Raw genomic sequence first — 11213 nt, 5'->3', positions numbered from 1 at the left:
CCTGGCTGGGGGGAAGAGGAGCCGAGGGAGGCGCGGGGCCTACTCCTCCAGCTCGCCGCTGCCGCTGGAGAACTGGGCCAGCCGGAAGATCACGAACTCGGCCGGCTTGACCGGGGCGATGCCGATCTCGCAGACGACCCGGCCGACGTCGACCGACTCCGGCGGGTTGGTCTCCTCGTCACACTTGACGTAGTACGCCTCTTCGGGCCGCTGGCCGAACAGGGCGCCGCTGCGCCACTCGTTGACCAGGAACGCGGAGATGTTGCGCCGGATACGGGCCCACAGGGCGTGGTCGTTCGGCTCGAACACCGTCCACTGGGTGCCGATGAGGATGGACTCCTCGAGGTAGTTGAAGTACCGGCGGATGTTCAGGTAGCGCCAGGCCGGGTCGGAGGAGAGGGTGCGGGCGCCCCAGATGCGGATGCCGCGGCCCGGGAAGGCGCGGATGCAGTTGACGCCGATCGGGTTGAGCAGGTCCTGCTCGCCGCGGGTGATCTGGTTCTCCAGGTCGATCGCGCCGCGCACGACCTCGTTGGCGGGCGCCTTGTGGACGCCGCGCTCGGCGTCGTTGCGGGCCCACACGCCGGCGACGTGGCCGCTCGGCGGGATCAGCCGGCTCTGGCCGCTGCTGGGGTCGAACGTCTTGATCCAGGGGTAGTACAGGGCGGCGTACTTGGAGTCGTAGCCGGCCGTCTCCTGGCGCCAGACCCGGATCTGCTGGGCGTTCAGTCCCGGCGGCGGGTCGATGACGGCGACCCGGTCACCCATCAGTTCGCAGTGCGCGATCAGACCGAGCTGGACCGCCTTGACGGCCTCCAGGTCGATCGCGCCGCGCTGGTAGGCGGCCATCAGGTCGGGGACGGCGACCATGGAGACCTCGTCGACGGCCTCCAGGCCGCCGAAGCCGGTGCGGTCCGCGGAGTCGCCGAGGTACTCGGCCGGGCCGGGGTGCCGGTCGGGCGCCGCTTCCTGGGCCGGCGGCGTGGCGGGGACCGCGACGGGCGCCGGGGCCGGCAGGGCCAGCGTCTGGTTCTCCGGGCGGACCAGCTGCGCGGCCGGTACGGCCTCGGTCACGGTGATGAGCTTCGAGCGCTCCTTCACCTGCGTGACGACGTAGTTGCGGCCGCCCTTCTTGGCGGTGACGTCGAAGGTCTCGACGGCCTTGTCGCCGTCCTTGACGACCAGCTTGAACCGCTCGGCGGGGCCCTCGCCCTCCGGGTCGGCGACCTCGACGCTCAGCCCGCCCTTGGCGCCCGCGATGGCGGTCACCGTGAACGTGCCGAGCTGGCGCGGCTCACCGGCCGGCAGCGCGGCCGGGGCGGCGGAACCGCTCACCGCGGCGGGCGACGAAGCGGCGCGGCCGGCCGCGCCGTCGGTGCCCTCGGCGGCGCCGCCCACCCGGACGACGTAGGCGGCCGTGCCGCCGTTCTGGAAGAACCCGTACACCGAGTGGGCCAGGTAGTACCCGTCGGTGAACTCACCGAAGGCCGACACGTACTGGCTCCAGTTGGTCACCAGGGTCGGCTCGTTGAGCGGCCCGGCCGGGGCCAGGCCCACGAAGGCCGCCACCGAGGTGCCGACGCCCTCGATCGGGCGTGAACCGCTGGCCACCTCCTCGACGTAGACGCCGGGCGACAGGTAGGACGGCATGCTCTGCTCTCCTCGGGGTACGAGACAGGAACGGAGTCCACCCTCACGCGCGAAGCGCGTGGCTCGAAACGTCCTGCGGTACCTCTTCGCGGGCACGCCTTTTGCCCCGACGGGCAGTCCGGCCGGCCCCGCTGCCCGCACGGCCGGACCCGCTGCCCGCGTGACTGCCCCCGTGTCCCTTCCGCCCTCCCGCGCGCGCGGACGACGCTGGGGTCCGTCGTCATTCTCCCGCCCGCCGCGCCCTCCGGGCGGGCGGTCCGGGGGCGGCGACAGGATCTGGTGCCGCCGGCAGCGGAGGGGAGCGCGGTGCGCGTACGGGAAGAGGGACGCGACGACGCAGCGGACGGCCGGGACGGCGCCCGCCGGGGCGCGCCACCGGCAGCCGTGCCGTCCGAGCCGGCGGCCTCGCCGAGTACCACGCCCACGAAGACCCCGGAGCAGTGACCTGACAGATGAGCCTTTGGACCTCTCTGGAACCCTCCTCCGCGACCGTCGACCCGGGGGGCAGCACCCGCGTGCGGCTGCGGCTGCGCAACACCGGTGACGTCGTCGACGAGTACCGTTTCGAACCCGTCGGGGACATCGCGCCCTGGACGGTCGTGGAACCGCAGACGCTGCGGCTCTACCCGGGGACGACAGGGACGGTGGAGCTGACCTTCTCGCCGCCCCGCACACCCGACGCCACCGCGGGACCGAACCCGTACGCGGTCCGCATCATCCCCACCGAGCACCCCGAGGCCGTCACCGTCCCCGAGGGCAATCTCACCATCACGCCCTTCACCGAGATCCGGGCCGAACTCGTCCCGCCCGTCGTCAAGGGCCGTTTCCGCGGGCGCCCCCGCCTCGCGGTCGACAACCTCGGCAACACCAAGGTCACCGCCTCCCTCAGCGGCAGCGACAACGGCGACCAGCTCTCCTACGACCTGCACCCGAGCAACGTGCAGATCGAGCCGGGACGGGCCGCCTTCGTCAAGGCCACCCTCAAACCCCGGAAGATCATCTGGTTCGGGTCCAAGGAGCAGCGGCCCTACACCCTCGCCGTCCAGCGTTCCGGCACGAACCCGCAGCCGGTCGAGGGCACGTACGTGCAGCGCGGCTTCCTGCCCCGCTGGCTCGCCACCTTCTTCGGCGTGCTGCTGGCCCTGTCCATCACCTTCGCGATGCTCTGGATCGCCTACAAGCCCAGGTTCGGCACCGGGGCCAACGAGAAGGTCGCCGAGGCGGGCACCACCCTCGCGCCGTCCCCGAGTGCGAGCCCGGCGCTGTCGGCCGCGCCGCCGCCCCCCTCCCCCGAGCAGCCGCAGCAGCCCGCGGCGCCGCAGAACACCGAAGAGGCCAAGGGCGGCGGTGGCGGCAATGGCGGTGGCGGGGGCGGGGGCAACCAGAAGAAGAAGCCCAAGCCGGTGGTCCCCGCCCAGAACGTGGTGCTGCGCAACACCACCACCAAGAAGTGCGCGGACCTCCCGGGCTACGACAAGGGTGCGTCGGCAGGTCCGGTGCGCGAGTACACCTGCGACGGGACCTCGCACGACAACCAGTTGTGGGACCTGGAGGTGAAGTACCCCAAGGGCGGCCCCGGCAGCGCCCCGCTCTTCCAGATCCGCAACGTCAAGGACCAGTTCTGCATGGACGTGACGGGCTACGACTCGGCCCCCGTGCGCTCCCCGATCACGGAGTACACCTGCACCGGCACCATGGCCGACAACCAGCTGTGGTGGGTGGACAAGCAGGAGAGCGGCGCCTACTGGATCCGCAACTTCGCCAGCAACAACCTGTGCCTCGACGTGGCGGGCGACAGCGACGGCGTCAACGACACCAATCTCACGCTCTTCTACTGCTCCACGACCGACGACCAGGAGTGGCAGATCATCCCGCAGAAGAAGGACGGCGAGTGAGGGACGCGGGGACCGCGAGGGCGTAGGAAAGGGGTTCGGTGGGAGACCCGCGGGTCTCCCACCGAACCCCTTCCGCGGTTCCCCCGCGTCTACCAGGAGCCTTCGTCCGGCAGCAGCCGGCCCGCCTTGCGGTACTCGCGGCGGGCGCCCTCCAGCACGTCGGCCGAGGTGACCAGCCCGTCCCGGCCGGCCGCGAGGTAGGCGGCGGTCACCACGGCACTGCGGATCGAGCCGCCCGCCAGCTCGAACCCCGCCACCACCGGGCCGAGTTCGATGCCCTCGGCGCAGGGCACGTGGGACAGGCTGTGCTGCCACAGGGCCAGGCGCTGCCGGGCGTCGGGGAAGGGGAAGTCGACGACCAGGTCCAGGCGCCGGGTGAACGCCTCGTCGATGTTGGCGCGCAGATTCGTGGTGAGCAGCGCGATGCCGTCGAACGACTCCAGCCGCTGGAGCAGGTAGGCGCTCTCCATGTTGGCGTACCGGTCGTGCGAGTCCTTCACCTCGGACCTCTTGCCGAACACGGCGTCGGCCTCGTCGAACAGCAGCACCGCGTCGGTGCGGTCGGCCTCGGTGAAGATGCGCTCCAGGTTCTTCTCCGTCTCGCCGACGTACTTGTCGACGATGGACGACAGCTGCACGACGTACAGGTCGAGGCCCAGTTCGGCGGCGACGACCTCCGCGCTCAGCGTCTTGCCGGTGCCGGACTCCCCGGCGAACAGCCCGAGGACGCCCCGGCCCCGCCCGCCGCCCGCGCTGAGCCGCCAGTCGCCGAGGACCCGGTCGCGGTGGCGGGCCCGCAGGGCCAGCTCGTGCAGCTGGGTCAGGGGCCGCTCGGGCAGGACCAGGTCGCCCCAGTCGACGGCGGGCCGGATGCGGCGCGCGTGCTGTTCGAGCCCGGACGCGGACTGCCGGCGGGCGGCCACGCGCAGGTGGGCGGGGGACAGCGGGACGCCGTCGAAGGCGGCGAGGGCACGGGCCGTGCGGGCGGCGCGGGCGATCCGGTCGTCGGCCAGGTGGTACGGCGCCACGGTGGCGGCGAGGTCGAAGCCGGGCTCCTCACCGAGCGCGGCCGACCAGGAGCGCAGGGATCCGGCACGGCGGCCGGGCACCTCCAGGACGAGCGGGTCGCCCAGGTCCCCGTCGCTCCAGAGCGGGTCGTAGGGCCGCGAGCCGGTGATCAGCACGGGGACGTCGGTGGCGGCGGCCAGCATGCGCACGGCCCCGGCCGGGTGCTCCGGCAGGGCGGAGACCACGACCACGCCGCCGCTAAGCCGGGCCTCGCGCAGCAGGTCGGGCACATGGTCCTCGGGGCCGGTGAAGTGCAGGGCGGCCAGGCCCGCGGTGCGCAGGGCGGCGGCGGCGCACGTGAGGGCATCGCCCTCGCGGGACTCCCGGAGGTAGGCGGTGAGCGGCGGCCCGGCGGCGAGCCGGGCGCCCAGCCGCCGGGCGAGGCGGACGAACTCACCGTCGGTGCCGCCGGGATCGCCGTGACCGCGGGTGACCTCCGTGCCGTCCGCGGTGTCCGCGCCGGCCGTGTCTCCTGCCGCGCCACCGTCCCCACCGCCGAAGGAGCCGCCGGCCGTACCGCCGCCCGCGCCGCCGTCCGTGCTGTGCGGCCACGGGGGCTCGGGCAGTGAGCGGAGGTGGCCGGCGAGCGCGGCGTCGGGGGTGTCGTCACCGAGCAGATGGGCGACGAGCCGGTCCGGTACGCGCAGGGAACGGCTGAGGAAGGGGCGTTCGGGCTCCTCGACGACGAGCAGTCCGAGCGCGGTCAGCGGGGCGGTGGGGTGCAGCCGGGAGCGCGCGGATGCCGAGTGGACGGGCGCACCGCACAGGTCGAGGGCGAGGGCCACGGTGGCCCGCCGGCGGCTGACGTCGTCGTTGAGGTAGCCGTAGAGCGGCTCGAAGGAACGGTCCAGGTCGGGGGCGAGGGCGACGAGGAGGAGGGCGGTGTCCAGGTCGCCGAGCCCGCACCGCGCCGCCAGCCCGGCCAGCCGGTCACCGGCCTCTCCGGCGTGGCCGGGGCCGTCCCCGGTCACGGGTCCGGCGGGAAGGCCGGCCGCGGACCGGTCCGGCCGCAGCAGGTGCCGTACCGCGTCGTCCGACAGGTACAGGCCGCGCAGCGGGTCGGTGGCCGTGGGATCGTCGGCGGAACGCCGGCCGACCAGCAGGGCGACCCGGTCGCGCAGGGCGGCGAGGCGGTCGAGGAGCGCGGCGGCGGGTGCCGCCGCCGGCTCCGCGTCCACCTGGTCGGTGACGGTCACGACGTCTTCCCCGCCTCCCGCTCGCGCCGGGCCGCCTCACGCGCGGTCCGGGCCGCGGCGACCTGCTGCGGCCGGTGCGCGCGCTCCTCCGTCCCGGTCTCGGTGCCGGCCCCGTCCAGGGCGCGGACGCGGACCGCGACGCCCTCGGTGACGGGCGGTCCGGCGTCGTACTCGGGGTAGGCGGGGAACGGCGCGGTGACCACCACGTCGAGGGACGGCTTGAGTTCACCGCCGAGCGCGGACCAGATCTCGGCCAGCGAACGGGACTCGGTCTGGGTGCCGGCCACCGACACCGGGACGCTCATGCCCAGCGCGCCCAGCGCACCGGGGAGGTCGGCGGCCGGGATCACCTCGCGCGGGATCAGCGTGGCCAGGACCGCGGACAGCAGCCGGTGTTCGTCCTGCGGCTGCCGGGTCCACGCCGTCACCAGGTACGACAGCCGGAACCAGCGCGGTGGCTGACGACGCTTGACGACCACGTCCCGCTCGTCGGTCACGGGGATGTGGCCGCGCTGGCGGCGGTTGACGTCCTCCCGGATGTCGTACAGGTAGGCGTTGATCGTGGGCGCGTTGCGCCGGGCGGCCCAGTCACGGGTGGGGGCGTCGAGGACCACCTCGATACCGGAACCGGCCAGCGCGCCACCGCCGAGCAGGCTCTTGAGGACCTCGTCCACTTCGTGGATCACCGTCGTGCTCCCGCCCTGCCGTGCTCTGTTCCGCGTTCCGTGGGTCCACGTCCGCCGGGTCCGCGCTTCGCGTGTCCGCGTTCGCCGCAGGTCCGCGTTCCGTGTGCGGCGCGGGTCCCGGATCGCCGCGTCCGTCCTCACGCCCGCGCCGCGCCCAGGGGATCGAGTCCGTCACCCGGTCTCCGCCGCGCCGTCCTGCGATCATGCCCCGGCCCCGGCCCGTCCCCGCAGGAGCGCCGGGGACGGGCAGGAGGCAGACCGGGTTGCCCCGGGGGGCGGTTCCGGATGCCCGTTCGATCAGATGTAGCCTTCCCGCAGGGCATGGGCGACGGCATGCGCACGGTTGCGCAGGTGCAGCCGGGTGGTCAGCCCGTGAATGACGTTCTTGACGGTCCGTTCGGAGTAGGACAACTTGCCGGCGATCTCCCCGGTGTCGAACCCCTCGGCGACCAGGCGCAGCACGTCGACCTCACGCGGTGTCAGGCCGGAGCCCGGCGCGCCGGGCCGGCCGGCCGCGTTGCGGTGCAGCGTGCCCACCTGGTCGATGAGCCGGCCGAGCAGGTCGGCGGGCAGGTCGCCCTCGCCGCGCGCCGCGGCCAGCACGGCCTGCACCAGGCGGTGCGCACCGGCCTCGTGGCGCCACACGATGGCGCCCACCCCGCACTCGATGACGTCGAGGAGTTCGGCCTCCCGCAGCGAGCTGACGACGAGCACGGCCCGCGCGCCCTCGCTGCGCACCACCCGGCGCAGCCGGGTCAGCGCGGCCTCGTCGAGGGTGTCGTCCACGAGCAGCGCGACCGTGCCGGGGCCCGAACCGGCCTCTTCCCGCAACTCGACCTCGGGGAAGCGGCGCAGCTGGCTCAGCACCCCCTCGCGCAGGATCGGGTCCGTGGCGTGCACCGCGACCGGGATGCGGTCGGCGGAACCGGCGGTGCCGGGGTGCGTGGTCCGCGATGAGCTGAGCAACGGTTTCCCCTATGTCCACGTGCCCGTCACCTCTGTGGGGGCGGTGGCAGGCGTGTGTCCACCACACTCCTGTGGTCGCGGGGGCCCGCGCAATCGTGGAGCACCACGAACAGGACCACGAGAACAGCCTTACGTACACCACGAGGGTGACCGCCCGGGCGGTTCCCGGTGCCCGGCCGCCGGGTGCAGTGGGACTTGTCACGTCACCGGCGGCCGGTGGGGACCGTCCTCGTGGGCGGAGCGCGTGACGTCCGAGCAAGGAGGCAGGGATGGCAGGGATGCCGGGACCGCAACGGGAGCACCCGTGCGAGCAGTTGCGTGCGCGTCCGTACGACCGTCCGTCCGGGCACCCGGCGGGCCACGTGCCCGAACAGGCCTCCGCCCGGTTGCCCGACCGCACCCCGGCACGGTCCCCCGAGCCCTCGCAGACCCGGCCCTCCGCTCCCTCCGCGGCCAGGCCTTCCGGCCCCTCCGCGACGCGGTCCGCCGGCCCTCCGGGGGCCAGGCCTTCCGGTCCCTTCGCGGCCCGGCTGTCCGACCGGCCCTCCGACCACCGGTCGGCCCGGCTGCCCGACCCGCCGGCCGGCCGTCCCGACGACCAGCGGCCCGGCAGGCGGTCCGCGCCTGCCGACGGCCACTGGTGCGACCTGCCGCCCGAACACCGTGAGGCCGCCGCGCTGCTGGCGGCCGGAGCCGAACGGGCCAGGGCCGGCGCGGGCGGCCTCGTCCTGCTGCGCGGGGCGACCGGCACCGGACGCACCACGGTCCTGGAGGCCGCCGCCCGGTCCGCCGCCGCGCACGGCATGCGGGTGCTGCGCGCCCGCTGCGCCCCCGCCGACGCCACCGTCCCGTACGCCACCGCCCTCCAGCTCCTGGGCCCCGTACCCGGATTCGAGCGCGACGGCGGCCCGGACGCGTCCGGCAGCGGCGACGGGCACGGCGGTGACGAGCGCGAACGCGGGGAGCTGCTGCGGCGCGCCCTGAGCGCGTACGCCGCCCGGTCCCCGCTGCTGGTGGCGGTGGACGACGTCCACCTCGCCGACGGCCCCTCGCACCGCTGGCTCGTGGAGACCGCGCGGCACCTGGACCGTTTAGCGCTGCCGGTCCTGCTGGCCGTCACCGAACGCAGCCAGTACGACGTCGATCCGCCCCGGCCGGGCTTCACCCACACCCTCTCGCCCGCGCTCGTGCGCACCCACACCCTCGCGCCGCTCACCCCGGACGCGGCGGCCCGTCTGGTGCGTGCCGCTCTCCCGGGCGCGCCCGCCGCCTGGGCCGAGGACTGCGTACGGGCCGGGGCGGGCAGCCCGCTGCTGCTGCGCGCCCTCCTCGAGGACCTCGGCGGCCCCGACCGGCACCCGGTCGTGCCCGACACGTCGGCGGCGCTGTACCCGGGCGCCTACCCGGCCGCCGTGTCGTGGTGGCTGGACAGCGCCGGGCCCGGCACCGCCGAGGTGGCGCGCGCCCTGGCCGTCCTGGACGACGGCCGGGACCGCGGCGGCACCGCCCTCGGCCCCCGGCGTCACCGGACCGGAACCGGCACGGCCGCCGCCGCGGAGCAGGTCGCGCTGCTCGCCGACCTCTCGGGCGCCGATCCGGTCCGGGTGACGGGCTGGCTCACCGCCATGACCGGACTCGGACTGCTGCGCACCGCTCCCGGCGGCCGGCGCGGCTACGCGCACCCGCTGCTGCGCGACGCGGTGCTCGCCGGCGTGCCCGAGACCCGGCGGCGCGCGGCGCACCAGGCGGTCGCGGAGGCGATGCTGCACCGCGGTGCGCCCACCGGCACGGTGGCCGGGCAACTGCTGCTGTCCGGACCGGTCGGTGCGTCCTGGGCGGCGGGCGTGCTCCAGGACGCCGCCTCCCTCGCCCTGGGGGAGGGCCGCCCCGGCGACGCCATGGCCTTCCTGCGGCGGGCCCTGGACGAGCCCCTGCCCGGCACCCGCAGGCAACGGCTGCTGACCGAGCTGGGCTCCCTGGAGTGCGCCGGGGACGAGTCCGCCTCCGGCATACCCCGGCTCACCGAGGCGCTGCGGCTGCCGGGCGCCCCGCAGGACCGGGCCCGCGCCGCCGTCGCCCTGGGCACCGCGCTCGCCGGGCGGGGCAGCCCGCGCGCCGCGGTGGAGGTGCTGTGCGCGGCGGTCGGCCAGCTCGCCGACCGGCCCGACCTGGTGGCCACCCTGCACAGCGCCTCCGCGCTGCTGGCCGACCGCGACCAGGCGGTCCGCGACGAGGTCTACCAGTTGCTGCGCGAGCGCGCCGGCCACTCGCCCGACCCCGCCGGGACGGCCGCCCGGGTGCTGCTCGTGCGGTACGCGGCCTCCGCCGGACTCACCTCGGCCGGTGACGCCATGCGGCAGGTGCGCGAGCTGCTCGCCGAGCCCGCCCACCCGCTGACCGAGCCGTTCCTGCTGGGCACGGCCGCGGCGGTCGCCCAGTGGGCCGACGAACTCGACGAGGCGGAGCGGCTGGTGGACCGTGGCCTGTCCGGGCAGCGGCCCGGTCTGCTGCACCCCATGCAGGAGGCGCTGCTCAACACCCGGGCCGACATCGCGGCGGCGCGCGGGACTTTCGGCCGGTTCCCGGCCGAACCGCCCGCCGTGCACGTCACCGGGCCGGGCAACGTGCACGCCCACACCCTGCTCGCCCTCGTCGCGCAGGACCGCACGGCCGAGGCGCGGCGGCTGGCGGACGGCTTCGACCTGACCCGTGTGCCCGACTCCTGGGAGCTGAACCGGTTCCTGTACGCGCGGGGCGTGCAGCGCGCCGCCGACGGGGACCCGGCGGGCGCGCTGCACGACTTCCTGGAGTGCGGCCGGCGTCAGACGGCACGCGACGTGGTCAGCCCCGTCGTCACCCCGTGGCGCTCGGCCGCCGCCGAATGCCGGCTGGCGCTGGGCAGCCCGCAGGACGCGCTCGAACTGGCCGAGGAGGAACTGCGGCTGGCCCGCGTGTGGGACACCCCGCGGACGGTCGGCCGGGCCCTGCGGGTGCTGGGCGCGGCCACCGGCGGACGGCGCGGCCTGGAACTGGCCGAGGACGCCGTGGAGCTGCTGCGGCAGGCTCCGGACGGGGCGGCCCCGGAACTGGTGGCCGCGCTGCTGGCCCAGGGACGGCAGCTGACCGCCGCGGGGGAGCGGGTGCGGGCGCGCGCCTGTCTGCGCGAGGCCGTCGAACGCGCCGAGCGCCTGGGCGCGCCGCGGCTGCGCAGACTCGCGGAGGAGGCCCTGCGCGAGGGCGGCGCCCGCCGTCCCACGCTCGCCCGCAGCGGGTCGGGCTCGCTCACCGGCAGCGAACGCCGCATCGCCCGGCTGGCCGCCGACGGGCGTACGAACACCGAGATAGCGGACCTGCTCCACCTGGCCCGGCGCACCGTCGAGACCCACCTGACCAGCACCTACAAGAAGCTGGGCATCCGGCGGCGCGGCGAACTGAACCAGGCCCTGGCCGGGGAGTGAGGGCGCGCCGCACCCCCGTACGGACCACCCCGACCCGCCGCCCGGCAGCGCCGTGCCAGGCCCGCGCTACGTCCGGCGGCGGGGAGCGGCGGGGTGCCGCGGGCAGGCGCCATGGAGGGCGCGGCGGCGGGAGGGTTACGACGGACGACGGCCTGACGCGGCCTGACGGGCTGCTGTCCGACGGCCGCCCACGGCCCACAAGCCCATGACGCGTCGGTCACCGGCCCAACGGCTGTGCGACGGCGCTGTGATGACCCCCGGTGATGAGTCGCGGGCCCTCGGGCGGGATACGCC

Annotated in this window: 6 protein-coding genes; 2 read left to right on the top strand and 4 right to left on the bottom strand. The window is 75.4% G+C overall.

Annotation, left to right across the window (positions count from 1 at the left end):
• Positions 1–39: 39 nt before the first annotated feature.
• On the bottom strand, positions 40–1650 hold the full coding sequence (locus tag ABZ719_RS24880) for a phage tail sheath subtilisin-like domain-containing protein (RefSeq protein WP_366727396.1): 1611 nt from the start codon (positions 1648–1650) through the stop codon (positions 40–42).
• A 452-nt stretch (positions 1651–2102) separates the two neighbouring features.
• On the opposite strand from ABZ719_RS24880, the gene ABZ719_RS24875 reads away from it, so the two are divergent.
• Positions 2103–3545 (top strand): RICIN domain-containing protein, encoded by a 1443-nt coding sequence (locus tag ABZ719_RS24875; protein WP_366727395.1) that lies wholly within the window; start codon positions 2103–2105, stop codon positions 3543–3545.
• Between the two features lie 89 nt (positions 3546–3634).
• On the opposite strand, the gene ABZ719_RS24870 is transcribed toward ABZ719_RS24875, so the two are convergent.
• The 3 genes from ABZ719_RS24870 to ABZ719_RS24860 form a co-directional block, all read right to left on the bottom strand.
• Complete coding sequence (locus tag ABZ719_RS24870; RefSeq protein ID WP_366727394.1) at positions 3635–5809, bottom strand: ATP-binding protein; 2175 nt, start codon at positions 5807–5809, stop codon at positions 3635–3637.
• A complete protein-coding gene (locus ABZ719_RS24865) occupies positions 5806–6495 on the bottom strand; it encodes a DUF4255 domain-containing protein (protein ID WP_366727393.1) in 690 nt (229 codons plus the stop codon). Before ABZ719_RS24865 ends, ABZ719_RS24870 begins: the two co-directional genes overlap by 4 nt.
• 297 nt (positions 6496–6792) lie before the next feature.
• Positions 6793–7461, bottom strand: coding sequence for a response regulator transcription factor (locus tag ABZ719_RS24860; protein WP_037862833.1), 669 nt, complete (start codon positions 7459–7461; stop codon positions 6793–6795).
• A gap of 269 nt (positions 7462–7730) precedes the next feature.
• Between ABZ719_RS24860 and ABZ719_RS24855 the strand changes: the two genes are divergently transcribed.
• Entirely contained in the window at positions 7731–10919 is a 3189-nt protein-coding gene (locus ABZ719_RS24855) for an AAA family ATPase (protein ID WP_366727392.1), read from the top strand.
• Positions 10920–11213 lie beyond the last annotated feature (294 nt).

Source organism: Streptomyces sp. NPDC006743, from assembly GCF_040703815.1.
GTDB lineage: Bacteria > Actinomycetota > Actinomycetes > Streptomycetales > Streptomycetaceae > Streptomyces.
Note: the sequence above shows the minus strand (reverse complement) of the source record. Positions and strands in the feature narration are given on the sequence as shown.

Bases quoted from the DNA above. Each gene is read 5' to 3' on its own strand.
- ABZ719_RS24880 (WP_366727396.1), bottom strand. From the start codon at position 1,650: ATGCCGTCCTACCTGTCGCCCGGCGTCTACGTCGAGGAGGTGGCCAGC.
- ABZ719_RS24875 (WP_366727395.1), top strand. From the start codon at position 2,103: ATGAGCCTTTGGACCTCTCTGGAACCCTCCTCCGCGACCGTCGACCCG.
- ABZ719_RS24855 (WP_366727392.1), top strand. From the start codon at position 7,731: ATGGCAGGGATGCCGGGACCGCAACGGGAGCACCCGTGCGAGCAGTTG.